Origin of the sequence: Microbacterium phoenicis (genome assembly GCF_047302325.1) — a bacterium.
In the GTDB taxonomy this organism is placed as follows: Bacteria; Actinomycetota; Actinomycetes; order Actinomycetales; family Microbacteriaceae; genus Microbacterium.
In genome coordinates this window covers 2,885,985-2,911,946 of sequence record NZ_CP154849.1, presented here as the reverse complement: position 1 = coordinate 2,911,946, position 25,962 = coordinate 2,885,985, and the positions used below count along the sequence as shown (strand labels likewise).

Genomic DNA, 25,962 nt, shown 5'->3' with positions numbered 1-25,962 from the left:
ACTAACAAACATGCCGACGCCGACCCGATCCGCCGCCGTGACCCGTTCCCGACGCGCCGCGGGCAAGATCCTCCCGGAGCACGCCCGGGCGCACAACCGCGCGCTCGTGCTCCAGTCGCTCTTCTCCGAGGGAGCGATGAGCCGGGCCGATCTCGCGCGTGAGACCGGGCTGACGAGGGTCACCGTGTCGGACCTCGTCGGGTCGCTCATGGACGACGGATACGTCGTCGAGCGGGGTCTGCGGGAAGCATCCGGTCCCGGAAAGCCCGCCATCCTCGTGGACATCGCCCGCGACGGTCACCGCATCGTCGGGGTCGATCTGTCGGGCAGCGAGAGCTTCCTCGGCGCGGTGCTCACCCTCGACGGCGAGATCGTCGCGCGACACAGCGTCCCCGTCCCCGCACGCCCGTCCGACGTCCTCGAGGCGATCATCGGCCTCGCCCGCGCGGTCGTGGCCGACGCCCATGCGCCCGTCCTGGGGCTCGGCGTCGGGACTCCCGGCGTCGTGGACGACCGCGGCGTCGTCCTCGCCGCACCCGGGTTCGGCTGGTCGGATCTGGACCTCGCCGCAGCTCTCGAGGCGGAGGTCGGACTCCCCGTGCTCGTCGCCAACGACGCGAACGCCGCGGTCCTCGCCGAGCACACGTTCGGCGGCGCCGGCGACGACGTGATCCTCGTGCGCGTCGGCCGCGGTGTCGGTGCGGGCCTGCTGACCGGAGGAGAGCCGCTCGCAGGCGCCCGCTTCGCCGCCGGCGAGATCGGTCACGTCACCGTCGGCACCGACGGCGGCCCTGCCTGCGCCTGCGGCAAGATCGGATGCCTCGAGGCCTGGCTCGCGGTCCCCGCACTCACCGCGCGTCTCGCCGCCACCGACGACCCCGACGGCGTCCTCCGCGACGCCGGCGAGCGACTCGGCATCGCCCTGGCGCCGATCGTCGGAGCGCTCGACCTGTCGGAGATCGCTCTCTCGGGCCCTGCCGACCTCCTCGGCGGGGCTCTGGCCGAGGCCGCTGCGGAGACGGTCCGCACCCGCACTCTCGCCACCTTCCACGACGGGCTCCAGGTGCGCATGTCGACCCACAGCGAGGACATCGTCCTCCGCGGCGCGGCCGTCATGGTCCTGTCCGGCCGTCTCGGAGTCTCCTGATCCGCACCACCCGCACCATCCGCGTCACCCCGCACCACCCGCATCCGCGACGGCTCGACCGGGCCGCCGCATCCCCCACAGTGAAGGAACCGCTATGAAGAAGACCCTCGGAGCACTGTCGCTCCTCGGCGCGTCGGCCCTCGTCCTGTCCGGCTGTGCCGGCGGCGGCACACCCGCGGGCGGGAGCGCCGAGACCGGCGACCTGACCGTGTGGCTCGTCGGCACGGACACCCCGCAGGACGCGCGCGACTACCTGAAGAAGACGTTCGAAGACCAGAACGACGGCTGGACGCTCACGATCGAAGAGAAGACGTGGGCGGACACCGGTGAGGCGTACGTCGCGGCGCTCTCGTCCAACGACGCCCCCGACATCGTCGAGGTCGGCAACACGCAGGCGCCCGGGTTCATTTCGCAGGGCCTGTTCGCCGATCTCTCCGGCATCCAGGACGACCTCGGCGGCGACGACATGCTGAAGAGCTTCGTCGACCTCGGTTCCGAGGACGGCACCCTCTACGCGGCGCCGTACTACGCCGGATCGCGCGTCGTCTTCTATTCGCCCTCGACCTACTCGGGGGAGGTGCCGACGACGCTCGCCGATTACGTGAAGGCGGGCATCGACGAGACGACCGCGACGAAGTCTGGCATCTACGCCCCCGGCAAGGACTGGTACAACGCGCTGCCCTACATCTGGGCGAACGGCGGAGAGATCGCCACCCTCGACGGCGACCAGTGGGTCGGCGGTTTCTCGAGCGAAGGCGGGATCGCCGGCCTCGAGATGCTGCAGGACGTGTACACCAACGCGACGATCGCCCCCGCCGACTCCGACGAGGCCGACCCGCAGGTCCCGTTCTGCGCCGGTGAGGTCGGCTTCCTCTCCGCGCCCGCATGGGTCAAGTGGTCGATCCTCGCGGCGGCGGACGCCGAGGCTCCGGGATGCCCCGACGAGGCCGGCAAGGACCTCGCGGCGTTCGCGCTCCCCGGCATGACGGCCGGCGAGGTCGCCCCCGTGTTCGCGGGCGGCTCGAACATCGCGGTCGCCGCGAAGTCCGACGCCCAGGAGAAGGCGCAGGCGGCGCTGCAGGTCATCCTCTCGGAGGGCTACCAGAAGATCCTCGCCGAGAACGGATTGATCCCCGCGCGCACCTCGTTCGCGGAGTACCTGCCCGACGACGCCATCACCGCCGAGGCGGCGAAGGCCGCGGCATCCTCCAAGGCCGTCCCGGCCAGCCCCAAGTGGGCCGAGGTCGAGTCGGCCGGTGTCATCAAGGACGCCCTCGTGAAGATCGCGCAGGGGGGCGACGTCACCGAGATCGCCACCGCCCTCGACGGTCAGATCGAAGCGATCCTCAACTCCTGACCGGACCGGCGCAGGGGGCGGTCACCGTCCCCTGCACCGCCGACCGACCTCTCACGGAGACGACGATGTCCGGAACACTCACCCGTCCGCGGCCGCGGACCTCGCCGCGCGACCGCCTCGCGTCGACAGCCCGCGAGCGCGGCCGTCGACGCAAGGACGGCGCGGCGGCGCTCACGCTGCTCGGCCCGTCGCTCGTGATCCTCGCGGTGATGGTGGGCTACCCCGCGGTCCTCATGGTCGTCCAGTCGTTCACCGACTACTCGATCCGCGACAAGGTGCAGGGGACCCTCCCCGATGTCGTCGGCTTCGAGAACTACCTCGAGGTGTTCACCGCGTCGGACTTCCCGGCGGTGCTCGTCCGCAGCCTCGGCCTCATGCTCGTCATGACGGTGCTCATCGTCGGGCTCGGCGCGCTCGTCGCCGTGCTGATGACCCGCCTCGCCCGCGGCTGGCGGCTGCTCGTCTCGATCGGCCTGCTCCTCGCGTGGGCGATGCCGCCGCTGGCGGCGACCACCGTCTGGGGGTGGATCTTCGACGCGCAGTACGGACTCGTGAACTGGCTGTTCAACACCGTCACCGGCACGACCGACTTCACGAACCACTCCTGGCTGCTCGACCCGTGGTCGTTCTTCGCCGTCCTCACGATCATCGTCGTATGGCAGGGCGTTCCGTTCGCGGCGTTCACGCTCTACGCCGCGCTCGGCCAGGTCCCCGGCGAGGTGCTCGAGGCCGCCTCGCTCGACGGAGCGACGGGCCTCCAGCGGTTCCGACTGGTCGTCTACCCCTACCTGCGGAACGTCGTCACGGTCGTCGTCGTCCTGCAGGTGATCTGGAACCTCCGCATCTTCACGCAGGTCTACACGCTGCAGCAGCGCGGCGGGCTCGTCTCCGAGACCAACGTCCTCGGTACCTACATCTTCCGGCAGGGGGTGGGGGAGTTCGGCGTCACGAGCGCGATCGGCGTGCTGACCGTCATCCTGCTGCTCGCCCTCTCGTGGGGGTACGTCCGCACGACTCTCAAGGAGGAAGAGCTGTGAGCACGCAGATCACCCCTGCCGCGCAGTTGTCCACGGTCGGCGTCGACGAGATCGCCGGCCCCGTCGGCGACGCCCGGACGCCCCTCCCCGGCTCGCTCGCCGCGCGGCGGCGGCGCCGCTCGCCCGCCGGCCGCATCCTGCTCGACCTGGCTGCGCTGGTCGTGTTCGCCTGCTCCGTGTTCCCGGTGTACTGGATGCTGAACATGTCGTTCACGAGCGGCGAGTCGATCATCAGCCGCACGCCGAGCTTCCTGCCGCTGGACTTCACGCTCCGCAACTACGAGACGGCGTGGACGCGACCCGCAGCCCCCGGTCAGACCGACTTCGTGCACGGGCTCCTCAGCTCGAGCCTCGTCACCGTCGGCGTCCTCGTCGTCACCCTCCTCGTCGCCTTCCTCGCCTCGATTGCCGTGGCCCGCATCCGCTTCCGCGGGCGTCGCTCCTTCATCGTCTCGGTACTCATCGTCCAGATGATCCCCGGTGAGGCCATGATGTTCACGATCTACGGCATGATCGACGACTGGCGCCTCATGAACACCCTCCTGGGCCTCGGGATCGTCTACGTCGCCGCGGTGGTCCCGTTCACCATCTGGACCCTTCGCGGCTTCGTCGCAGGAGTCCCCGTCGACCTCGAGGAGGCGGCCATGATCGACGGTTGCACGCGGTCGCAGGCGTTCTGGAAGGTCACGTTCCCGCTCCTCGCCCCGGGGCTGGTCGCGACCGGCGTCTTCGCGTTCATCCAGTCCTGGAACGAGTTCACGATGGCCCTCCTCCTTTTGCGCGGCCAGAATCTGACGTTGCCGCCGTGGCTGCTGTCGTTCCAGTCCGCGACCGAGGCGACCAACTGGGGCGCCGTGATGGCGGCATCCACCCTCATCTCGATCCCCGTGGTCGTGTTCTTCCTCATCGTGCAGGGACGGATGTCCGGTGGGCTCGTCTCTGGCGCGGTGAAGGGCTGAGATGCGCGTCGGAGTGGATGTCGGCGGCACGAAGACGCTCGCCGTGGCGGTGGACGAGGCCGGTCGCGTCCTCGGGATCGAACGCCGCCCGACCGGCCGCGGTGCCGCCGCTGTCGTCGAGGGGATCGCGGCGGTCGTCGAGGTGCTCGCCGGCGGCCGAGCGCTCGACGCCCTCGGCGTCGGCGTTCCCGGCCAGATCGCGGGGGACGGCGTCGTCCGTCACGCCCTCAACCTCGGTATCGCGGAGTTCGATCTGGCCGCGGCGCTCGCCGCACGGCTCGGGCTCCGGCCCACCGTGGACAACGACGTGCGGGCCGCCGCCGTGGGGGCCCGAGCGCTCCTCCCGGGTGTCGATTCGCTCGCCTATCTCAACCTCGGAACGGGCGTCGCCGCGGGGATCGTCCGGGACGGGATGCCGTGGCGCGGCGCGCGGGGCGCGGCGGGGGAGATCGGGCATCTGAGCGTGGACCCCGCCGGTCCCGTGTGCCCCTGCGGGCAGCGGGGCTGCATCGAGTCGCTCGCCGGAGGTGCTTCGGTCGCGGCGCGATGGGGGAGGCCCTCCGCGTTCCCGGTGGCCGACGTGTTCGACGCGGCCGCCGCCGGCGACCCGTTCGGCGGGTCGCTGCAGGCGGACGTCGTGCGCGGCGTGGCCGCCGCGGCGCAGCTTCTCGTCCTCACGGCCGACGTCGACGTCGTCGTGCTCGGCGGCGGGGTCTCGCACCTCGGGGAGCGGCTGCTCGGGCCGGTTCGCACGGCTCTGCGGGCCGCGGCATCCGGGTCGGCCTTCCTCGCCTCGCTCGATCTGGCGGACCGCGTCGTGCCGGTTCCGTCCGGCGCGCCGGTCGGCGCGGTCGGCGCGGCGCTCCTGGCGGAAGCCCCTGCCGGGGTCGTGCCGGGCTGAGCGTGGCGCGGATGCCGCGGGTCAGACCATCCCGGTGAAGACCCGCCGCACCTGCAGATCGGCACTCAGGAGGACCGCGTCGGCGACGGCCCCGATGGCGAGCGAGCCGAGTTCGGGCCGGCCGATCGCGCGCGCAGGGGTCGTCGTGAGGGCCGTGACCGCCTCGGGCAGCGCAACTCCCGCGGCGACAGCGGTGCGGAGCGCGGCATCCTGTGTCAGCGTGGAACCCGCGATCGTGCCCTCGGCCAGGCGTGCGACGCCCGCCTCGACCGTCACCGGGAGCGACCCGAGCAGGTAGGTCCCGTCCGCTGCGCCGGCGGCGGCCATAGCGTCGGTGATGAGCGCGATGCGTCCGGGAGCGACCGCGAAGAGCATCCGGACGACGTCGGGGTGCACGTGCACTCCGTCGGCGATGACCTCGATCGTCACGCGCGGGTCGCCGGTCGCGGCGCCGACGGGGCCGGGGGCGCGGTGATGGAGTCCCGGCATCGCGTTGAACGCGTGGGTGAGGACGGTGGCGCCCGCATCGAACGCGCGGCGGGTGGCCTCGACGTCGGCGCCCGTGTGACCGACCGCGACGACGACGCCGGCCGCTGCGAACTGCGCGATCGCCTCGTGCGCGCCCGGTAGCTCCGGCGCGAGTGTCACCTGCACGAGCGATCCACGCGCCGCCTCGATCAGTGCCGCAACGGTCTCGGGCGCGGGGTCGAGCAGCAGCGCCGGATCGTGCGCGCCGTGGTGCCCCGGGTCGAGGAAGGGGCCCTCGAGGTGCGCGCCGAGGACCGAGGCATCCGCTTGGGCGAGGTCGGCGATCGCACCGAGGCGGGAGGCGAGGTCGGCAGGTGAGCCGGCGACCAGCGAGATGACGGCGCGCGTCGTGCCGTGTGCGAGGTGCGTCGCCCGGGCGATGCGGATCGCCTCGACGCCCTCCTCGTGCGCGCGGCCGCCCCCGCCATGCCCGTGCAGGTCGACGAACCCGGGCGTGAGCACAGCGCCCGCCCCGGCGACCGTGCCCGCGTCGACCACCTCGTCGGCGTCGAGCGCTCGCCAGGATCCGCCGGTGCCGGATGCCGCGACGCGGCCCGCCTCGATGCGGATCCACGCGTCGGGGGTCTCCGTGCCCGCATCGATCAGCCGGGCGGAGTGGATGATGCGGCTCACGTCGTCCACGTGACCTCCGCGAGCGCGGGGAAGCGGATGCCGAGCGAGGTCCACAGCGGCCCGAGCCCGCCGACCCGCGCCCGGAACGAGCGCCACGTGCGCTCCGATCCGGCTGGTGCGGACCAGGCGATCTCGGCCGCGGCGGCGATGCGCGGGAACGCGAGCGCGTCGATGTCGGCGAGGCTCGCGACCGTCTCGGTCCACAGGGGTGCCTCGATCCCGAGGATCGCGTCCTCGGGGAGGCCGTCGACGACCTCGGTCGGCTCCCATGAATACGCGCGCTCGAGGCTCGTGGGTCCGTTCGCCCAGGTGAGTCCGAGGGGCGCGTCGTCGGTCGGCTTCATGTCGAGGTAGATCGCGTCGGCGGGAGAGAGGACGACACGACCGCCGCGCTCGGCGAAAGCGCGGGCGTGCTCGGGTGCGGCATCCGTCGGCGTGACGAAGCCCCAGTACTGACCGATCGTGCCGGGAGCCAGGCCTGCGGAGGCGCCGGCCTCGTGCCAGGCGATCGGCGTCTTGCCGAGGTCGGCGATCACGGTGCTCGCGCGGGCGACGAAGTGCGCGAAGTCCTCGGGCGTCGTCCCGTGGGACTCGTCGCCGCCGAAGTGCAGCCACGGTCCCGGGGTGAGCTCCGCGAGTTCGGCGAAGACGCCGCTCACGAACGCGTAGGTGGCGTCGTCGTGCACGCGGAGCGACGAGAAGCCGACCGCGGTGCCGGTGTAAGGCTCGCCGGCGACCGGGATCGCGCCCTCGGTGATGACGTCGGTGACCGGCGCTTCGGCGATCTCTGGGTACGCGAGGGAGACGGCGTGCGTGTGGCCCGGCATGTCGAACTCGGGGACGACCGTCATGTGACGGGATGCCGCGTACGCGACGATCTCGCGGTAGTCGTCCTGCGTGTAGAAGCCTGCCGGATCGCCGTCGACCGCGGTCGCCGATGCCTTCTCGGTGAGCTCGGGACGCGATCGCAGCTCGAGCCGCCAGCCCTGGTCGTCCGAGAGGTGCAGGTGCAGGACGTTGAGCTTCAGCGATGCCGCCCGGTCGATGTACGCCGTCACCGTGTCGACCGCGTGGAAGTGCCGGGCAACGTCCAGCATGACCCCGCGGTAGGCGAAGCGCGGGGCGTCCGCGATGCGGACAGCCGGCACCACCCAGCGCTCGCCGTCACGGCGGATGAGCTGCCCGAGCGTCTGCACGCCGTAGAACAGGCCCGCGGCATCCGCTCCCGTGATCCGGATGCCGGTGGTCTCGACCTCGAGGGTGTACGACTCCATGGGGCCGCCGCCCTGCACAGCGAGCGAGATGGTGTCGCCGTCCGGCAGGTCGAGGCCGCTGCGCGCGGCGACGAGCGATCGGAGGGCGGTCGCGGCATCCGGATCGCCCTGCAGGCCGGCGCGCGACAGGTCGAAGGCGGGTGCGTCCGCGACGTCGACGTCCGCGGGGAAGGGCACGAGGGGGAGGGGGAGCATGTCCGCCGCCGATCTGTAAGGTGTCCTAACAAAACCGATCGGGCCAGCCTATCAGCGACCCCATCCGTTATGCTCGCAGTGTCGCGACTGGCGTTGAGGTGGGCTACCACCGGGGAGCGATTGACACGGCATTCGACCGCGCGCCTGGGCCGATGCGAGATTCCTCATCCCGAAAGCCGTCGTCAGGAGATCGTCATGACCGATTCGCTGTTCAACGCCCCCCTCTCCGAGGTCGATCCCGAGATCGCCGATGTGCTCGAGCGCGAGCTCGACCGTCAGCGCGGGTTCCTCGAGATGATCGCCTCCGAGAACTTCGTTCCCGTCTCGGTGCTGCAGTCGCAGGGCTCCGTCCTCACCAACAAGTACGCCGAGGGCTACCCCGGCCGCCGCTACTACGGCGGCTGCGAGGTCGTCGACGTCGCCGAAGAGCTCGCGATCGAGCGCGCCAAGGCGCTGTTCGGCGCCGGGTTCGCCAACGTTCAGCCCCACTCGGGTGCGTCGGCCAACGCCGCCGTCCTGCACGCGATCGCTCGCCCCGGCGACACGCTGCTGGGCCTTTCGCTCGACCACGGCGGTCACCTCACGCACGGCATGAAGATCAACTTCTCGGGCCGCCTGTACGACATCGTCGCGTACGGCGTCGACGCCGAGACCTCGCTCGTCGACATGGACGAGGTCCGCCGCCTCGCGATCGAGCACAAGCCGAAGGTCATCATCGCCGGGTGGTCCGCCTACCCGCGCCAGCTCGACTTCGCCGCCTTCCGCGCCATCGCCGACGAGGTCGGCGCGCTCCTCTGGGTCGACATGGCGCACTTCGCCGGTCTCGTCGCCGCGGGCCTGCACCCGTCGCCCATCCCGCATGCGCACGTCGTCTCGACCACCGTGCACAAGACGATCGGCGGCCCCCGCTCGGGCCTCATCCTCACGAACGACGCCGACATCGCGAAGAAGATCAACACCGCGGTCTTCCCCGGTCAGCAGGGCGGGCCCCTCATGCACGTGATCGCCGCGAAGGCGACCGCGTTCAAGCTCGCGATGACCCCGGAGTTCACCGAGCGTCAGGAGCGGACGCTGCGCGGTGCGGCGATCCTCGCCGACCGCCTCACGCAGGACGACGTCAAGAACGCCGGCATCGCGGTGCGCTCCGGCGGCACCGACGTGCACCTCGTGCTCGTCGACCTGCGCGACGCGGCGATCGACGGAAAGCAGGCCGAAGACCTGCTGCACGACATTCGGATCACCGTCAACCGCAACGCGGTCCCGAACGACCCGCGCCCGCCGATGGTCACCTCGGGCCTGCGCATCGGCACCCCGGCGCTCGCGACCCGCGGCTTCGGCGACGCCGAGTTCACCGAGGTCGCCGACGTCATCGCGCTCGCGCTGCTGCCGGGCGCTGACCACGAGGCGCTCCGCGCCCGCGTCGCCAAGCTCGCTGACGCGTTCCCGCTCTACCCGAGCCTCCAGCAGTGACCGCCGGCATCCGGCCCCTTCTCCGCCCGCGAGACTGCACGCACGCCTCGAGACAGTGGTCCTGGGCCGCAGTTTCGAGCTTCGGGTGCAGTCTCGCGATCGAGGGGCGACGACAGGAGGCATCATGACCGCGCAGATCCTCGACGGGAAGGCGGCCTCGGCCGCGATCAAGACCGAGCTCGCCGAGCGGGTGGCCGTGCTCAAGGAGCACGGTGTGACGCCCGGCATCGCCACCGTGCTGGTGGGCGCAGACCCGGCATCGCAGCTCTACGTCGGGATGAAGCACCGCCAGTCTGAGGCGATCGGGATGAACTCGATCCAGCGTGAGCTGCCGGCCGACGCGACGCAGGAGCAGGTCGAGGCGCTGATCGACGAGCTCAACGCCGACCCCGCCTGCCACGGCTACATCGTGCAGCTGCCCCTGCCGAAGCACCTCGACACCGACCGCATTCTCGAGCGGATCGATCCGGAGAAGGATGCCGACGGCCTCCACCCGACGAACCTCGGTCGCTTGGTGCTCAACGTCAACACGCCGATCACGTCACCGCTGCCCTGCACGCCTCGCGGCGTCATCGAGCTGCTGGTGCGCAACGGCTACGACCTGGCGGGCAAGCACGTCGTCGTCGTCGGCCGCGGTGTCACGATCGGCCGGTCGATCGGCCTGCTGCTCACGCGGCGCGAGTACAACGCGACCGTCACGCTCACCCACACCGGGACGACCGACCTCGGCGCGCACCTGCGCGAGGCCGACGTCATCGTCGCCGCGGCGGGCGTCAAGCACATCGTCTCGGCCGAGCACGTGAAGCCCGGCGCAGCCGTCCTCGACGTCGGCGTCACCCGCGAGGACGACCCCGAGACCGGCAAGAGCCGCGTCTACGGCGACGTGCACCCGGACGTCGCGGAGGTCGCCGGCTGGGTGTCGCCGAACCCCGGCGGCGTCGGACCGATGACGGTCGCCCTGCTCATGACCAACGTGGTCGAGGTCGCCGAGCGCGCTGCGGGGCTGAGGGACTGAGGCTGCTCGCGACCTCAACCGTTCGCGGATGCAGGAGTTCGCGCCCGACACGCCGACGAGGTGACGAGGGATGCCGGGTGTCGCCCGGCATCCCTCGCATCCGTCGACGCCCCGGCGGCTGCGCCGCTCAGGCGGTGAAGCGCGCGAGGAACGCCCGAGTGCGGGCCTCCTGCGGATGCCGCAGCACCGATGCGGATGGGCCCTGCTCGACGATCGTGCCGGCGTCGAGGAACACGACGCGGTCGGCGACGTCGCGCGCGAACGCCATCTCGTGCGTCGCCATCAGGATGGTCGCGCCCTCCGACGCCAGATCCCGGACGAGCTCGAGGACTTCGCCGACCAGCTCCGGATCGAGCGCCGAGGTGATCTCGTCCAGCAGCAGCACCTCGGGGTCGGTGGCGATGGCACGGGCGATGGCGACGCGCTGCTGCTGACCGCCCGACAGCCGGTCGGGGTGATCCTTCGCCTTGTCGGCGAGCCCCACCCGGGCCAGCAGCTCGGCGGCGCGGGCCTCGGCGGCGCGGCGCGGCATCCGGTGCACGACTCGCGAGGCGAGCGTGACGTTGTCGAGCACAGACAGGTGCGGGAACAGGTTGAAGCTCTGGAAGACGGCGCCGAGGCGCGCCCGCACGCGGTTGCCGTCGACCCGCGGGTCGGAGATGTCCTCGTCGCCGAGGAAGATCTGACCGTCGTCGATGGGTTCGAGAAGGCCCAGGCAGCGCAGCAGCGTCGATTTGCCCGACCCGCTCGCACCGATGAGCGCAACCACCTCGTGCGCACCGAGCGTCACGTCGACGCCCTTCAGAACGTTGCGGTCGCCGAAGGATTTGCGGATGCCGGTCGCCGTCAGGAGCCCGCTCACAGCACCGATCCTGACTGCTCGCGCTCCCGGAGCCTCGCCGTGTACCAGTCCGTCAGGCGGATCGTCGGGATCGCCAGCAGGATGAAGAGGATGCCTGCGACGACGTACGGCGTGAAGTTGTAGGTCGTCGCGACGACGCCCTTCGCCCGGGCGATCGCGTCGAGGCCCGCGATGATCGAGATGAGTCCGACGTCCTTCTGCATCGAGATGAAGTCGTTCATGAGCGCCGGGGTCATCTTGCGGAGTGCCTGCGGTAGGACCACGCGGCGGAGCGTCTGCACGTGGTTCAGGCCGAGTGCGCGCGCCGCGAGGCGCTGCGAGGGGTGCACCGACTCGATGCCCGCCCGGATCACCTCGGCGACGTACGCCGAGTAGGTGAGGGTCACCGCCAGCACGCCGAGGAACAGCTCGTCGATCCGTTCGCCGGTGATCGTCGGCAGCCCGAAGCCGACGAGGTAGAGGACGATGATGAACGGCAATCCTCGGAACAGATCGGTGTAGCCCGCCGCCAGAGTCCGCACCGGGAAGAAGACCGGGCCCCGGAGGGTGCGCAGCAGTGCGATCACGAGCGCGACCCCACCGACGGTGAAGATCGAGAGGCCGAGCACCGTCAGGTTGATGAGGAAGCCCTCCCAGACCTTCGGCAGAGCCTCGACCGCGACAGCGGGGTCGAAGAAGGCCTGCTGGACCTTCGCCCAGCCCTCGGTGTTGATGACGGTTGCCCAGACGATCACCGCGAACGCGGCCGTCGAGAGGATCGCGATGAGCACCGACCGTCGCTCGCGTCCGCGCCGGTAGGCGCGACGGTCGAGCTCGAGTGCGCTCGGGGTGCTGGTACTCACGGATCGACGCTAGCGCGTCCTCACTGGAGCTTCGTCACGCCTTCGGTGAGACCCGACAGCCATTCCTTCTCGAGCTCGGCCAGGGTGCCGTCCTCACGGAGGGCGTCAACGGCCGCGCTGACTGCGGGGGTCAACGGCGAGTCCTTGGCGAGGAGCAGGCCCCACTGGTCCTCGACGCCGACCTTCGGGAGTTCGCCGACGATGAAGGAGTCGGTGATGTACGCGGTGACCGCGACGTAGGCGGTCGGGGTGTCGAGGACGACGGCATCCACCTGTCCGGCGCTGAGGGCCGCGGTGGCGTCCTCGTTCGAGTTGTAGAGCTTCGGGGTGAGCCCGAGGTCGAGCGCGTCGAGCGTCAGAGCGCTCGTCGAGTTCGCCATGGCGCCGATCGTGATGTCCTTGAGGCCGGCGAGGTCCTTGACGCCGTCGGCCTTGCCGCCCTCGAGGGCGATGATCGACTGGCTCGCGGAGTAGTACGGCGACGAGAAGTCGACGCCCTTCTTACGGTCGTCGGTGATCGTGTACTGCTGCAGGTTCACGTCGAAGCTCTTCGGGCCGGGCGCGATCGCCGCCTCGAAGCTCGTGCGGACCCACTCGACGTCGTCCTTCGCGAACCCGAGCTCGTCGGCGACGGCGTAGGCGACGGCGGCCTCGAAACCCTTGCCCGACTCGGGCTCGTCGTCGTAGACGTACGGCTCGTAGGCGGTCTCGCCGGTGGCGACCGTGAACTTGCCCGGGGTGACGTAGTCGTCGGCCGACGGCGTGGCGCCTGCAGACGATCCGGCACCGGGTGCGGCGCTCGACGCGCAGCCTCCGAGGAGCAGGGCGAGGGCCGCGGCGGATGCAGCGAGAGCGGTGCGCAGGGCGGGACGACGGGACATGAGGGCCTCCGGGGACGCCGAGGGTGCTCGGACGAGGGGGTCGGGTGGGCAACGCCGCGTGTCGCGGGAAGCCGGAGTTCATTCTCGCGCGCAGACGGATGCCGCGGGTGCGGCGGCGTCGCTTTGTTACACGGCCGTCATCCCGCGCCACTGAGAGGATGGGGGCATGGTCCCTCCACGCACTCTTCTGGTCGGTTCCGGGCGCATCGGATCGCGGGTGGCGGAGGAGCTGCGCCGCGCGGGCGGCGAGGTCGTCACACTGCGGCGCTCGGCGGCATCCGGTGCGGACGGCGGGCGGCACATCGCCGCGGATCTGTCCCTCCCGCTCACGGAGCCGCTGCCGGCGGTCGATGCCGTCGTCGTGACGCTGCCGCCGGGGGATGAGCCGGACTTCCTCGCCGGTGCGATCAGCCGTGTCGCCGAGGCGCTGCCGGCGCGGCCGGCGCGCACGATCTGGGTGTCGTCCACGCGGGTGTTCGAGGGGTACGGCGACGAGAGGCCGCTGACCGAGAGCGACGAGCCTCGGCCGCGCAGCGAGCGGGCGCGGCAGCTCGTCGACGGCGAAGAGCGCGCGGTCGCGTTGCTGGGGGCGACGATCCTGCGACCCGCGGGCATCTACGGACCGGGACGTGACCGACTCATCCGTCAGGTGCTCGCCGGCAGGCCCGTCGACCACGATCGCCGGACCAACCGCATCCACGAGACCGACGTCGTCCGCACGATCCTGACGCTGTTGCAGGCGGACCAGGTGCCTACCGTGCTCCATGCCGTCGACCGGCGCCCCGCGACCCTCGGCGAGGTGGTTGCGTTCCTCGCCGATCGGTTGGACGTACCGGTGCCGCCGCGCGGCGAACCCGCCGGACGGCGCGGCACCGTGCTCGACGGTACGCGCTTGGGTGAGGTCGTCGACGGGCTCGCGTTCCCGACCTTCGAGGACGGCTACGGCGAGATGCTCGCGCAGCGGGGCTGAGCCCTAGCGGATGTCGGCGGCCCGCGCGAGGATGCGGACATGACTCCCACGCAGGGGACGCTGGACTGGCTGCTGGACTCGGACCCTTCGCTCCGCTGGCAGGTCGAACGCGACCTGCTCGGCGCGCCGCCCGCGCAGTGGGAGGCCACGCGTGCGCGCGTCGCGACCGAGGGAAACGGGGCGACGCTCCTCGCGCAGCAGGGGGACGACGGGCAGTGGGAGGGCGGTGCGTACTTCCCGGCCGGGTTCTTCGGCAGCCCCGAGGCCGAGATGCCGGGCCAGCCGTGGACGGCGACGACTTGGACGCTTAAAGACCTGCGCGAGTGGGGAGTGCCGGCATCCGCTCTCGGGGACACCGCGGACAAGCTCGACCGCAACAGCCGCTGGGAGTACGACGACCTGCCGTACTGGGGTGGAGAGGTGGACGTCTGCATCAACGCGTTCACGCTCGGGACGGGCGCCTGGCTCGGCGCGGACGTCTCGGCGCTGGCGCGCTGGTTCCCCGCGCATCAGCTCGCCGACGGCGGCTGGAACTGTGAGGCGGAGGAGGGGGAGTCAATACGCGGATCGTTCCATTCCACGTTGAATGCGCTGCGCGGCATGCTCGCCTACGAGACGTCCACCGGCGATACGGCGCTGCGCGACAGTCGCCATCACGGCGAGGAGTACCTCCTCGAACGGCGGCTCGCGTACCGGCTGTCGACCGGGGACCTCGTCGGATCGTTCGTGACCGATTTCGTCTACCCGAACCGGCATCGGTACAGCGCGCTCGCCGCACTCGATCATTTTCGGGACGCCGCACTGCAGGACGGCACCCCGCCGGACCCGCGGCTCGCCGGGGCGATCGAGATGGTCCGCACGGCGCGGCACGCCGACGGCACGTGGCACCAGGGGCGGACGCTCGAGGGCAGGCGCTGGTTCGACATCGACGCACCCGAGGGTCAGCCGTCGCGCTGGCTCACGTTCCTCTCGCTCCGTGTCCTGCAGTGGTGGGATGCCTCCCGCTGACGCTCAGCGCGGAACCGACCATCGAGCGGCCAGCGCCTCGGATCCGCGGGCGAGAAGGGTGACGTCGGCGCCGACGAGCACGAACGACGCCCCCTCGTCGAGGTAGCGCTGCGCGGCATCCGGATCGAAGGCGTTCACGCCGACAGGCTTGCCTGCACCGCGCACGGCTGTGAACGCCTCGAGGACGGCGGCGACGACGTCGGGGTGCGTCTGCGCACCGAGCAGGCCCATCGAGGCCGCCAGGTCGCTCGGCCCGACGAAGACCCCGTCCACGCCGTCGACCGCAGCGATCTCCGCGGCGTTCCGGACTCCCTCGGTCGTCTCGACCTGCACGAACAGCGACACGTGCCGATCGGCGTCGGCGAGGTAGTCCTCGACCCGGCTCCACCGGGCGGAGCGGGCGAGCGCCGACCCGACCCCGCGGCGACCGCGAGGCGGATAGCGGACCGCCTGGACGAGTTCCGCCGCCTGCGCGGCCGTATCGACCATCGGCACGAGGATGTTCTGCGCGCCGACGTCGAGCACCTGCTTGATCGTCACGACGTCGCCGATCGGCACGCGGACGACCGCCGTCACGGGCGCGGCGGCGACGGCCTGCAGCTGGGCGAGCACCGACTCGAGCCCGTTCGGCGAGTGCTCCATGTCGATGAGCAGCCAGTCCAGGCCCGCGCCCGCGCAGATCTCTGCGACCAGCGGCGACCCGGAGCACACCCACATGCCCGCGAGGGGACGGTCGGCATCCGCCAGTGCCTCTCGGAACGTCGGGTTCAGATGAAACGGCATTCGATGACTCCCATCGGCCCATAGTCGCAGCGCACCTCGTCGCCGCGCGACACCCACACCGGCCGCGTGAACGAGCCCGCGAGGATGATCTCGCCCGCCTCGAGCCGTGCACCGTGCTGGTGGAATTTGTTCGCGAGCCAGGCGACGCCGGTCGCGGGGTGGCCGAGGACGCCCTGGGCCACACCGGTCTCTTCGATCTCGCCGTTCCGCGACAGCACCCCCGGCACCCAGCGCAGGTCGATCTCGTCGGGGCGGCGATGCTCCGTGCCGAGGACCATCGCCCCGTACGCGGCGTTGTCGCTGATCGTGTCGACGATCGTCCGCCCCTCGAGCTCGATGTGCGAGTTCAGCACCTCGAGCGCGGGCACGGCGTAGTCGATCGCCGCGAGGGCGTCGTCGAGCGTGCAGTCGGGGCCCTCGAGGGGCCTCGCCAGCACGAAGGCCAGCTCGACCTCGATCCGCACGTTCGAGAAATGGTCGACGGGGATGCTGTCGCCCGGCCGGTAGACGGTGTCGTCGAACATAACCCCGTAGTCGGGCTCGGTGATCCCGGTCGCCTGCTGCATCGCCTTCGAGGTCAGCCCGATCTTGCGGCCGACGAGGCGCCGTCCCGACGCGATCATCCGGTCGCGCCAGACGCCCTGGATCGCGTAGGAGTCGTCGACCGTCGCCTGCGGGTAGCGCGCGGTGATCCGCGGGATGACGCCGTGCGTGCGGTCGGCCTCGGCGAGCTCATCCGCGATGCGCGAGACGTCCTCGGCGGACAGCATCAGAGCTGGTTCCCCAGCTTGTACTCGCCCTGCTTCCACGACGGCATCGCCTCGTCGTCGCCCTCGCGGGTGTACGAGAAGCCGTCGGCGCCGATCGTGACCGCCATCTCGCTGCGGTGCTCGCGGGTGCGGACCGGCTGCGGGTTGCCGTCGAGATCGAGGACGAGGGATGCCTCGGTGTACCAGGACGGGACCACCGGGTTGCCCCAGAAGTCGCGGCGCTGGTTGTCATGGACGTCCCACGTGACCACGGGGTTGTCGGGGTCGCCGGTGTAATAGTCCTGCGTGTAGATCTCCACGCGGTGGCCGTCGGGGTCGCGGAGGTAGAGGTAGAACGCGTTCGAGACGCCGTGACGGCCCGGCCCGCGCTCGATCGCGTCGGAGCGGCGCAGCGCGCCGAGCTTGTCGCAGATCGCGAGGATGTTGTGCTTCTCGTGCGTCGCGAAGGCGACGTGGTGCATGCGCGGGCCGTCGCCGCCGGTCGCGGCGGTGTCGTGCACGGTGGGCTTGCGCCGCATCCACGCCGCGTAGACGGTGCCGTCCTCGTCCTGGATGTCCTCCGTCACCCGGAACCCCAGGTCCTGGTAGTGGCGCACCGCGCGCGGGACGTCGGGTGTCACCTGGTTGAAGTGGTCGAGGCGCACGAGCTCGCCGGGGATCTGCAGGTCGTACCGCCACGACAGCCGCTCCACGTGCTCGCTCTGGTGGAAGAACTCGTACGGGAAGCCGAGCGGGTCCTCGACGCGCACCGAGTCGCCGATGCCCTTCGTGAACCCCTCGGCGCGGCGCTCGACGCGGCATCCGATCTCCTCGTAGAACGCGACCGCCCGGTCGAGGTCCTCCGGTGTGCGGACCCGGTACGAGAACGCGGCGACGGCGGCGACCGGACCCTTCCGCAGCACGAGGTTGTGGTGGATGAACTCCTCGGTCGAGCGCAGGTAGATGACCTCGTCGTCCTCCTCGGTGACGTGGAGTCCCAGGATGTCGACGTAGAACTGGCGGGATGCCGCGAGGTCGGTGACCACCAGGTCCATGTACGCGCAGCGCAGGATGTCGGGGGCGGGCGAGGTGGGCGTCTGCACCGGGTCATCGGTGCGGATGAGGGCTTCTTGCGAGACGAAGAACCCGGAGGAGGTCTTGGTCATGCCGTCGCGGTGGCTCATGTCAGAGTCCTTGCTGGTCGTGGGCGGAGTCAGTTCTTGCCGAAGGTGGGGTTGTGAACCTTGCCGAGCGTGATGTGCACGGCCTGCTGGTCGGTGTAGAAATCGATCGAGCGGTAGCCGCCCTCGTGGCCGAGTCCGGAGGCCTTCACGCCGCCGAAGGGCGTACGCAGGTCGCGGACGTTGTTCGAGTTCAGCCACACCATGCCGGCCTCGACGGCCTGCGAGAAGTTGTGGGCGCGCTTCAGGTCGTTGGTCCAGATGTAGGCGGCGAGGCCGTACTTCGTGTCGTTCGCGAGGGCGAGCGCCTCGTCGTCGGTGTCGAACGGCGTGATCGCGACGACGGGGCCGAAGATCTCCTCCTGGAAGATGCGCGCCGTTGGGGGCACGTCGGCGAACACCGTGGGCGCGACGAAGTTGCCGTCCGCGAAGCCGTCCGGGCGGCCGCCGCCGGCGACCAGTCGGCCCTCGGCCTTGCCGAGCTCGACGTAGGACATCACCTTGTCGTAGTGCTCCGGGTGCACGAGGGCGCCGACCTCGGTCGCGGGGTCGTGCGGGAAGCCGACCTTGACGCGCTGCGCCTGCGCCGCGTAACGCTCGACGAACTCGTCGTAGACCTCGCGCTGCACCAGGATGCGGCTGCCCGCCGTGCAGCGCTCGCCGTTGAGGGAGAAGACGCCGAAGATCGTCGCGTCGACCGCGGCGTCGAGGTCCGCATCGGCGAAGACGACGGCGGGGCTCTTGCCGCCGAGTTCCATCGACAGGCCCTTCAGCCACGGCGCCGCGTTCGCGAAGATCAGCTGACCCGTCGAGCTCTCGCCGGTGAAGGAGATGAGCGGAACGTCGGGGTGCTTCACGAGCGCATCGCCCGCGTCCTCGCCGAGCCCGTTCACGAGGTTGAAGACGCCCTGGGGGAGTCCCGCCTCCTCGAAGATCCCGGCCCAGAGGGATGCCGACAGCGGCGTGAACTCGGCGGGCTTCAGCACCACCGTGTTGCCCGTGGCGAGCGCGGGGCCGAGCTTCCAGGACTCGAGCATGAACGGCGTGTTCCACGGCGTGATGAGCCCCGCGACGCCGATCGGCTTGCGGTTGACGTAGTTGATCTGACGTCCCGGAACCTTGAACGTGTCGTCGGACTGGGCGACGATCAGGTCGGCGAAGAAGCGGAAGTTCTCGGCGGCGCGACGTGCCTGCCCGAGCGCCTGCGTGATCGGCAGGCCCGAGTCGAAGGACTCGAGCTCGGCGAGCCGGGCGTCCCGGGACTCGACCAGGTCGGCGATCCTGTGCAGGATGCGCGACCGCTCGCGGGGCAGCATCTTCGGCCACGGGCCGTCGGTGAAGGCGCGGCGCGCGGCGGCGACCGCGGCATCCACATCGGCTTTCTTGCCCGCAGCGGCCTGCAGGTAGACCCGGTTCGTGACGGGATCGAGGACGTCGAACGTGTCGCCGTCCGCCGAGTCGACGAACGCGCCGTCGATGTAGTGCTGGATGCGGGTGGGCAGGTCCGCGGGCGTGTGCGGCGCGGCCAGGGTGGGATCCGTCATGTCGTGCGTCCTCGCTCGATGGGTCAGAAGTTCGGCAGGCCGAGGGCCTGGTCGGGGTGTTCGTGGGTCATATAGGCGTCGAGGGTCGCCGAGCGGTGCCGACGTGCGGCGTGCTCGATCTCGCTGAGCGGGGCGCTCCGCTCGATGAGCGCGAGGATCTGCTCGTGCTCGCGGACCGACTCCTGCGCGCGACCCGGCACGAAGCTGAACGTGGAATCGCGGAGGTGCCCGAGCCTCGCCCACTCGGTCTGGACGAGCTCCAGCATCCGCGGGTTCGCGCAGCGTTCGAAGAGGGTCGCGTGGAACTCCTGGTTCAGCCGCGTGAACGCCCGGGGGTCGAAGTGGTCGAGCGTCTCGATCATGAGCTCGTTGATCTCCCGCGCCCGGCGGACGTCGGACTCGGTGAGCGCCCGGGCCGACAGCGCGGTGGCGGCGCCTTCGAGGATCGACAGCGCCTGCATGCTGTAGCGGTACTGCGAGTCGTCGACCATCGAGACGCGCGCCCCGACGTTGCGCTCGAAGGTCACGAGTCCCTCGGCCTCGAGCTGGCGGATCGCTTCGCGCACCGGGACGACGCTCATATCGAGCTCGCTCGCGATGCTGCCGAGCACCAGGCGGTAGCCGGGCGTGAAGGTCTCGTCGACGATCCGCTCCTTGAGCCACGCGTACGCCTGCTGCGACTTGCTCGGCGCGGCGACACCGCTCATCGCCTGCTCCGCTCGGCCTCGTACCGCTCGCGCCACTGCGCGTTCATCGGGAACAGGCCGTCGACCGGCTCGCCCTCGGCGACGCGGGCGGCGATCCAGGCATCCTCGTCCTCCTGCGCGAGGGCCGCGTCGGCGACCTCCTCGGCGAGCGCGGGCGGCAGCACGATGACGCCGTCGCGGTCGCCCACGATGATGTCGCCGGGCTGCACGGTCGTGCCGCCGCAGGCGATCGTGCCCCCGGCATCCCACGGCACGTGCTTGCGACCGAGAACCGCCGGGTGCGCGCCCGCGGTGTACACCGGGATGCCGACCGCGGCGACCGCGGCGGCGTCGCGCACGCCGCCGTCGGTCACGATGCCGGCCGCGCCCTGCGCGTGCGCACGGATCGCGAGGATGTCGCCGAGCGTGCCGGAACCGGCCTCGCCGCGCGCCTCGATCACGATGACCTCACCCTCGCGGACCGCGTCGAACGCGCGCTTCTGCGCGTTGTAGCCGCCGCCGTGGCTCTGGAACAGGTCCTCGCGGTTCGGCACGAAGCGGAGCGTCGCGGCGACGCCCACGAGCTTCGCGTCGGGGTGGAGCGGGGCGACGCCGTCGATCGTGACGTTGTCGAGGCCGCGCTTTCGCAGTTGCTGCGACAGCCCCGCGACCGGGACGCGCTCGAGCTTCTCGCGGAGGTCCGGGGAGAGGGCGGATGCCGCGGCCAGCCCGGCGGCCTCGCGGGAGCCCCACGCCTCTTCGCGCTGCGTGTCGTCGACCTGGGGAAGTGAACCGAGCGCCCGGTCGAAGGGGACGTCGGGGCCGTCGACCACTGCCGTCGTCAGCCGGCCCGTGGACGCCCCGGTGTCGGGGGCGTCGACCTCGACCTCGACGACGTCGCCGGGGACGATGACCGACGAGCCCGCCGGCGTCCCGGTGAGGATGACATCGCCTGGCTCGAGCGTCATGTGCTGCGACAGGTCGGCGACGATCTGCGGGAGGGGGAAGAGGAGGTCGTCGGTGGAGCCCTCCTGGGCGAGCTCGCCGTTGACCCAGGTGCGCACGCGCAACCGGGCCGGGTCGAGCAGGCGGGCGTCGAGGACGACGGGGCCGAGCGGGGTGAAGCCGTCGCCGCTCTTGGAGCGGACGTTCGATCCCTTGTCGTTCGCGCGCAGGTCGTACAGACCGAGGTCGTTGGATGCCGTGACCCCCGCGACGTGCTCCCATGCCCGGTCGGCGCTCACGCGGCGGGCAGGGGCGCCGATGACGAGCGCGATCTCACCCTCGAAGGCGAGCAGTTCGGTTCCGGCAGGGCGTTCGACCGTGCCGCCGGAGGCGGCGACCGAGCTCGAGGCCTTGAAGAAGTAGGACGGCGCCGCCGGGGTGCGACCGCGCTGTGCGGCGCGCGAGCAATAGTTCAGGTGGACGGCGATGATCTTCCCCGGTCGGCCGGGAAGGGCCGCGAAGCGCGGGTCGGCGGTCGCGGCATCCGTCACCGTGTCGTCGTTCTGCATCGTCTGAGCTCCTTCGCCCTTGCGTCGTATCTCAAATCGTATATGATCGTGCTGCCCCGGACAACCGGATATCGACGAAGACGTCGGATGACACAGGAGTCAGCATGAGCACTTCCCCCGCCCGTGACGGGTTCACTCCCACCGGGACCATCGCGACAGCCGCGGACCGCCGGCGCGTCGTGTTCGCCACCGTCGTCGGGACCACCGTGGAGTGGTACGACTTCTTCATCTACGCCACCGCGGTCGGCCTCGTCTTCGGCCAGCTCTTCTTCGCGCCGCTCGGCAAGGACAGCGTGCTCATCGGGTTCGCGACCGTCGGGGTGAGCTTCCTCTTCCGGCCCCTCGGTGCATTCCTCGCCGGGCACCTCGGCGACAAGTACGGTCGCAAGGTCGTGCTCATGTGGACGCTCATCCTCATGGGGATCGCCACCGCGCTCATCGGCGTGCTGCCGAGCTACGAGTCGATCGGCCTCGCCGCGCCCATCATCCTCGTGCTCCTGCGCATCCTGCAGGGCATCTCGGCCGGCGGCGAGTGGGGCGGCGCCGTGCTCATGGCCGTCGAGCACGCCCCCAAGACCCGCCGCGGCGCGTTCGGCGCGTCGCCGCAGATCGGCGTGCCGCTCGGCCTCCTGCTCGCCTCGGGCGTCATGGCGCTCATGTCGGCGATCGCACCGGGGGAGCAGTTCCTCCAGTGGGGCTGGCGCGTGCCGTTCCTGCTCAGCGTCGTCCTGATCCTCGTCGGCTGGTACGTCCGTCGCCGCGTGGAGGAGAGCCCCGTCTTCCTCGAGCTCGCCGAGCGCAAGGAGCACAGTCGGATGCCGATCGTCGAGCTGTTCCGCAAGCACGCGGTGCTCGTGATCATCGCCGCCTTCGTCTTCGCCGGGAACAACGCCGTCGGCTACATGACCACCGGCGGGTACATCCAGGGCTACGCCACGAACCCCGAGGGTCCCCTCGGCTTGGACCGCGCCCCGGTGCTCTGGGCGGTGACGGGATCGGCGGTCACGTGGCTGCTCTCGACCCTCGTCGCCGGTTTCGTCTCCGACCGGATCGGGCGCCGCACGACGTACATCGCGGGCTGGATCATGCAGCTCGTGGGTGTGTTCACGCTCTTCCCGCTGGTCAACACAGGGAACGTCTTCGTCCTCTTCCTGGGGCTCGCGATCCTCACGATCGGCCTCGGCTTCACGTACGGCCCCCAGGCCGCGCTCTACGCCGAGCTGTTCCCCGCGTCGATCCGCTTCTCGGGCGTCTCGATCTCGTACGCCATCGGTGCGATCCTCGGCGGAGCGTTCGCACCGACGATCGCAACGGCGCTCGTCGCCGCCTTCGGCTCGACCACCCCGGTCACCTGGTACCTGGCCGGCATGACCGTGCTCGGCCTTGTGGCGACACTGCTGCTGCGCGATCGCAGCGGCATCCCGCTCGACCCCGATCACGAGGCGGAGCAGGCGGTCAGCCCGGTCCGCGGCCTCACCCGCGCCTGACGCTCGAGGAGAACCATGCAGTTCCACCACCACGGCTACGTCTCAGGCGACCCTCGGGTCCTGCCCGCCGCCGGGACCGGGGTCGACCGCCCCGCGGAGCTCCCCGACGAGACCGACGTGCTCATCGTCGGCTCGGGCCCGGCGGGGATGCTGCTGGCCGCCCAGATGTCGCAGTTCCCGCAGGTCTCGACGCGTCTCATCGAGCGGCGCACCGGCCGGCTCGAACTGGGTCAGGCGGACGGCATCCAGCCGCGGTCGGTGGAGACGTTCCAGGCGTTCGGGTTCGCGGAGCGGATCATCGCCGAGGCGTACAACATCGGCTACATGAACTTCTGGGGCCCCGACCCCGCCGATCCGAGCCGCATCCGGCGCACGTCGCGGACGGACGACTACGGCCTGAAAATCAGTGAGTTCCCGCACCTCATCGTCAACCAGGCGCGTGTACTCGACTACTTCGCCGAGGCCGCCGCACACGGCCCCGGACGGATCGTGCCCGACTACGGCGTCGAGTTCGTCGGGCTGGAGGTGCCCGAGGATGCCGCGGCTCCCGTCGCCGTCACGGTCCGCCACGTCGGCGGCCCGCGGGCGGGGGAGGAGCGCGTCATCCGGGCGCGATACGTCGTCGGATGCGACGGCGCCCGGAGCGGTGTGCGCCGGGCGATCGGTCGCGTGCACGTCGGCGACGCGTCGAAGCACGCCTGGGGCGTCATGGACGTGCTCGTCGACACCGACTTCCCCGACTGGCGCATCAAGTGCGCCATCAACAGCTCGGCGGGGAACATCCTCCACATCCCCCGCGAGGGCGGGTACCTCAGCCGCATGTACATCGACCTCGGCGCGGTCGCCGCGGACGACAACCACCGCGTCCGCGAGACGCCCATCGAGGAGGTCGTCCGCCGGGCGAACGAGATCCTCCACCCGTACACGATCGACGTGAAGCAGGTCGCCTGGCACAGCGTCTACGAGGTCGGGCACCGCGTCACCGACGGGTTCGACGACGTCCCCGAGGGCGTCGATCGCGATCCGCGGGTCTTCCTCACCGGCGACGCCTGCCACACCCACAGCGCCAAGGCCGGGCAGGGCATGAACGTCTCGATGCAGGACGGGTTCAACCTGGGGTGGAAGCTCGGTCACGTGCTGACGGGGCTGGCCCCGGCATCCCTTCTTGCCACCTACGGCGCCGAAAGGCGACCCGTCGCGCAGCAGCTGATCGACTTCGACAAGGAGTGGTCGTCGCTGATGGCGCGTAAGCCCGAGGAGATCACCGATCCCGAGGACCTCGCGACCTATTACCTCGCGACCGCCGAGTTCCCGTCAGGGTTCATGACGCAGTACGGGGCCTCGGCGATCGTCGCAGGGGCTGAGCATCAGGACCTCGCGACGGGGTTCCCCCTCGGCAAGCGACTGAAGTCGGCCGAGGTCGTCCGGGTCGCGGACGGCAACGTCGTGCACCTCGGCCACCACGCGACGGCCGACGGGCGGTGGCGCGTGTACGCCTTCGCCGATGAGTCGGGCGAAGATCTCTCGGCCTGGGCGGAGTGGTTCGCCTCGGCATCCGGTCCGATCTCCCGGCACACGCCGGCGGGCGCCGATGCCGACGCCGTCTTCGACGCGAAGGTCGTCTATCCGCGGGGGTACGAGGAGGTCGAGATGGCGGGCGTGCCCGCCGTGTTCCGGCCGCACTCGGGGCCGCTCGGGCTCATGGACTGGGAGAAGGTCTACGCGACCGGACCCTCGACCTGGACGGATGCCGACATCTTCGCCGAGCGCGGGATCTCGCCGCGCGGCGCGGTCGTCGTCGTCCGCCCCGACCAGTACGTCGCCGCCGTCCTGCCGCTGACCGCGACCGCCGAGCTCGGCGAGTTCCTGGCCGGCGCCTTCCGTCCCGCCGGGTGAGTCCCACCACGTCGAACCGTCGCAGATGGTCGCTTTCGCGGCATCCCGCCGACCATCTGCGACGTCTCGATCTGGTAGAAACGCGGCATGCGCCTTCCTGACCTGCCCTTCGAACTGCACGCGGCCGACGAGTCCGGGTGGACGCTGACCGGCACGGTCATCGAAGGGGCCGCCCCAGGTGGCACGGACCTCTTCGTCGACCCCAGCGGGACGACCGGGGTCGCTGCGGAGACACTGCTCAACGCGAACACGCTCCTCGGCGCGCCCCCCGAGGGCGATTTCACCCTCGTCGCTCGGGTGCGTCCCGAGCATCATGCGACGTTCGACGCCGGCGTGCTCCTCGCGTGGGTCGACGACACGAACTGGGCCAAGCTCTGCGTCGAGCGGTCCCCGGCGGGCGAGTCGATGGTCGTCTCGGTCGTGACCAAGGGGACCTCCGACGATGCCAACGCGTTCCTCCTGGATTCTTCCGAGGCTCGGCTGCGGATCGCGCGGGTGGGGAACGTCCTGGCGTTCCACGCCCACGACAGGGGCGTCTGGACCTTCGTGCGCGCGTTCACGCTGCCGGGTGTCTCGGACCGGCTGCAAGTGGGTTTCGAGGTGCAGAGCCCGACCGGCGAGGGATGCCGCGCCGCGTTCGACGAGATCGCGTTCGAGCGCCGCACCGTCGCGGACCTGCGCAGCGGCGACTGAGCGCCGCCCCGACGTCTCGGCGTGCCGAACCGACGCGAACTGCACCCACCCGACGGGAATGAGCGCCGTTCGCGTCGGGTCGAGCGCCGCTAGGGTCGGGGTGTGGACACCGTGAACCCCCTGCTGCCGGCCGGATACGACATCGTCTGGTCGGTCGTTGCTCTGATGGCGGCCGTGCTGGCGATCGTCGCCCTGGTCTCGCTCACGCGGTCGGCTCGGCGGCTGACGTCGACGCAGGCGCTGTTGTGGGTGCTCGTGGTGCTGCTGGTCCCGGTTGCGGGTCCCCTCGCGTGGCTCGCAGTGGGCCGACGAGGAGGGATGCCGCGCCGCGAGGCGTGAGCGGGCGACCA

At 70.9% G+C, this 25,962-nt stretch carries 24 protein-coding genes and 1 riboswitch; of the genes, 13 read left to right on the top strand and 11 right to left on the bottom strand.

The features are described 5' to 3' along the window. The first annotated feature begins 10 nt into the window (after positions 1-10). The 5 genes from ABCU91_RS14335 to ABCU91_RS14315 all read left to right on the top strand — a co-directional run bounded on the left by ABCU91_RS14335 (position 11) and on the right by ABCU91_RS14315 (position 5,401). Positions 11-1,147 (top strand): ROK family protein, encoded by a 1,137-nt coding sequence (locus ABCU91_RS14335; protein WP_413354225.1) that lies wholly within the window; start codon positions 11-13, stop codon positions 1,145-1,147. A gap of 94 nt (positions 1,148-1,241) precedes the next feature. Further along, positions 1,242-2,504: an extracellular solute-binding protein gene (locus ABCU91_RS14330; RefSeq protein WP_413354224.1), complete on the top strand. Its 1,263-nt coding sequence runs from the start codon at positions 1,242-1,244 to the stop codon at positions 2,502-2,504. Positions 2,505-2,569: 65 nt separating this feature from the next. After that, positions 2,570-3,541, top strand: coding sequence for a carbohydrate ABC transporter permease (locus tag ABCU91_RS14325; RefSeq protein ID WP_413354223.1), 972 nt, complete (start codon positions 2,570-2,572; stop codon positions 3,539-3,541). After that, positions 3,538-4,500, top strand: a complete 963-nt coding sequence (locus ABCU91_RS14320; protein WP_413354222.1) for a carbohydrate ABC transporter permease — start codon at positions 3,538-3,540, stop codon at positions 4,498-4,500. Before ABCU91_RS14325 ends, ABCU91_RS14320 begins: the two co-directional genes overlap by 4 nt. A 1-nt stretch (position 4,501) precedes the next feature. Next, positions 4,502-5,401: an ROK family protein gene (locus ABCU91_RS14315; protein WP_406923515.1), complete on the top strand. Its 900-nt coding sequence runs from the start codon at positions 4,502-4,504 to the stop codon at positions 5,399-5,401. 21 nt (positions 5,402-5,422) lie between these two features. Here the strand turns inward: ABCU91_RS14315 and nagA are convergent, their stop codons facing one another. Further along, complete coding sequence (gene nagA, locus ABCU91_RS14310; RefSeq protein ID WP_413354221.1) at positions 5,423-6,571, bottom strand: N-acetylglucosamine-6-phosphate deacetylase; 1,149 nt, start codon at positions 6,569-6,571, stop codon at positions 5,423-5,425. Beyond that, complete coding sequence (locus tag ABCU91_RS14305; protein ID WP_413354220.1) at positions 6,559-8,031, bottom strand: family 20 glycosylhydrolase; 1,473 nt, start codon at positions 8,029-8,031, stop codon at positions 6,559-6,561. Before ABCU91_RS14305 ends, nagA begins: the two co-directional genes overlap by 13 nt. 73 nt (positions 8,032-8,104) lie before the next feature. Beyond that, positions 8,105-8,188: riboswitch (ZMP/ZTP riboswitch) on the top strand. A gap of 38 nt (positions 8,189-8,226) precedes the next feature. Between ABCU91_RS14305 and glyA the strand changes: the two genes are divergently transcribed. Together glyA and ABCU91_RS14295 are read left to right on the top strand one after the other, a co-directional pair. After that, the gene (glyA, locus tag ABCU91_RS14300; RefSeq protein WP_413354218.1) at positions 8,227-9,501 is read left to right on the top strand and encodes a serine hydroxymethyltransferase; all 1,275 of its coding nucleotides are present in this window, start codon (positions 8,227-8,229) and stop codon (positions 9,499-9,501) included. A gap of 124 nt (positions 9,502-9,625) precedes the next feature. Then, entirely contained in the window at positions 9,626-10,516 is an 891-nt protein-coding gene (locus ABCU91_RS14295) for a bifunctional methylenetetrahydrofolate dehydrogenase/methenyltetrahydrofolate cyclohydrolase (RefSeq protein ID WP_413354217.1), read from the top strand. 127 nt (positions 10,517-10,643) lie between these two features. Here ABCU91_RS14295 and ABCU91_RS14290 read toward each other — a convergent pair whose 3' ends face one another. The 3 genes from ABCU91_RS14290 to ABCU91_RS14280 are packed head-to-tail and all read right to left on the bottom strand — an operon-like array spanning position 10,644 to position 13,101. After that, the gene (locus ABCU91_RS14290) at positions 10,644-11,378 is read right to left on the bottom strand and encodes an amino acid ABC transporter ATP-binding protein (RefSeq protein WP_413354216.1); all 735 of its coding nucleotides are present in this window, start codon (positions 11,376-11,378) and stop codon (positions 10,644-10,646) included. Then, entirely contained in the window at positions 11,375-12,220 is an 846-nt protein-coding gene (locus ABCU91_RS14285) for an amino acid ABC transporter permease (protein ID WP_413354215.1), read from the bottom strand. The genes ABCU91_RS14290 and ABCU91_RS14285 overlap by 4 nt, the downstream gene beginning before the upstream one ends. A gap of 20 nt (positions 12,221-12,240) precedes the next feature. Beyond that, positions 12,241-13,101 carry an ABC transporter substrate-binding protein gene (locus tag ABCU91_RS14280; RefSeq protein WP_406923522.1) on the bottom strand — a complete coding sequence of 287 codons (861 nt, stop codon included), beginning with the start codon at positions 13,099-13,101 and terminating at the stop codon, positions 12,241-12,243. Positions 13,102-13,267: 166 nt separating this feature from the next. Between ABCU91_RS14280 and ABCU91_RS14275 the strand changes: the two genes are divergently transcribed. Both ABCU91_RS14275 and ABCU91_RS14270 read left to right on the top strand, forming a co-directional pair. Then, the gene (locus tag ABCU91_RS14275) at positions 13,268-14,071 is read left to right on the top strand and encodes a sugar nucleotide-binding protein (RefSeq protein ID WP_413354214.1); all 804 of its coding nucleotides are present in this window, start codon (positions 13,268-13,270) and stop codon (positions 14,069-14,071) included. A 39-nt stretch (positions 14,072-14,110) separates the two neighbouring features. Further along, positions 14,111-15,079: a squalene cyclase gene (locus ABCU91_RS14270; protein ID WP_413354213.1), complete on the top strand. Its 969-nt coding sequence runs from the start codon at positions 14,111-14,113 to the stop codon at positions 15,077-15,079. Positions 15,080-15,082: 3 nt separating this feature from the next. On the opposite strand, the gene ABCU91_RS14265 is transcribed toward ABCU91_RS14270, so the two are convergent. From ABCU91_RS14265 to ABCU91_RS14240, 6 genes are read right to left on the bottom strand one after another with little or no spacing between them, the layout of a single operon-like run. Further along, positions 15,083-15,862 (bottom strand): HpcH/HpaI aldolase family protein, encoded by a 780-nt coding sequence (locus ABCU91_RS14265; protein ID WP_413354212.1) that lies wholly within the window; start codon positions 15,860-15,862, stop codon positions 15,083-15,085. After that, entirely contained in the window at positions 15,847-16,632 is a 786-nt protein-coding gene (locus ABCU91_RS14260) for a 2-keto-4-pentenoate hydratase (protein ID WP_413354211.1), read from the bottom strand. Before ABCU91_RS14260 ends, ABCU91_RS14265 begins: the two co-directional genes overlap by 16 nt. Continuing rightward, the gene (gene hpaD, locus ABCU91_RS14255; protein ID WP_406923527.1) at positions 16,632-17,795 is read right to left on the bottom strand and encodes a 3,4-dihydroxyphenylacetate 2,3-dioxygenase; all 1,164 of its coding nucleotides are present in this window, start codon (positions 17,793-17,795) and stop codon (positions 16,632-16,634) included. The genes ABCU91_RS14260 and hpaD overlap by 1 nt, the downstream gene beginning before the upstream one ends. Before the next feature lie 29 nt (positions 17,796-17,824). Further along, positions 17,825-19,336 (bottom strand): 5-carboxymethyl-2-hydroxymuconate semialdehyde dehydrogenase, encoded by a 1,512-nt coding sequence (gene hpaE, locus ABCU91_RS14250; RefSeq protein WP_406923528.1) that lies wholly within the window; start codon positions 19,334-19,336, stop codon positions 17,825-17,827. Positions 19,337-19,359: 23 nt separating this feature from the next. After that, the gene (locus ABCU91_RS14245; RefSeq protein ID WP_406923529.1) at positions 19,360-20,043 is read right to left on the bottom strand and encodes a GntR family transcriptional regulator; all 684 of its coding nucleotides are present in this window, start codon (positions 20,041-20,043) and stop codon (positions 19,360-19,362) included. Then, positions 20,040-21,536: a fumarylacetoacetate hydrolase family protein gene (locus ABCU91_RS14240; protein ID WP_413354210.1), complete on the bottom strand. Its 1,497-nt coding sequence runs from the start codon at positions 21,534-21,536 to the stop codon at positions 20,040-20,042. Before ABCU91_RS14240 ends, ABCU91_RS14245 begins: the two co-directional genes overlap by 4 nt. Before the next feature lie 104 nt (positions 21,537-21,640). Here ABCU91_RS14240 and ABCU91_RS14235 point away from each other — a divergent pair, with 104 nt between their 5' ends. From ABCU91_RS14235 to ABCU91_RS14220, 4 genes are all read left to right on the top strand, one after another. Beyond that, a complete protein-coding gene (locus tag ABCU91_RS14235) occupies positions 21,641-23,023 on the top strand; it encodes an MFS transporter (RefSeq protein ID WP_413354209.1) in 1,383 nt (460 codons plus the stop codon). A gap of 15 nt (positions 23,024-23,038) precedes the next feature. Then, positions 23,039-24,919: an FAD-dependent monooxygenase gene (locus ABCU91_RS14230; RefSeq protein ID WP_413354208.1), complete on the top strand. Its 1,881-nt coding sequence runs from the start codon at positions 23,039-23,041 to the stop codon at positions 24,917-24,919. Positions 24,920-25,006: 87 nt separating this feature from the next. After that, entirely contained in the window at positions 25,007-25,612 is a 606-nt protein-coding gene (locus ABCU91_RS14225; RefSeq protein WP_413354207.1) for a DUF1349 domain-containing protein, read from the top strand. 102 nt (positions 25,613-25,714) lie between these two features. Further along, positions 25,715-25,951, top strand: a complete 237-nt coding sequence (locus ABCU91_RS14220) for a PLDc N-terminal domain-containing protein (RefSeq protein WP_413354206.1) — start codon at positions 25,715-25,717, stop codon at positions 25,949-25,951. Positions 25,952-25,962: the final 11 nt, after the last annotated feature.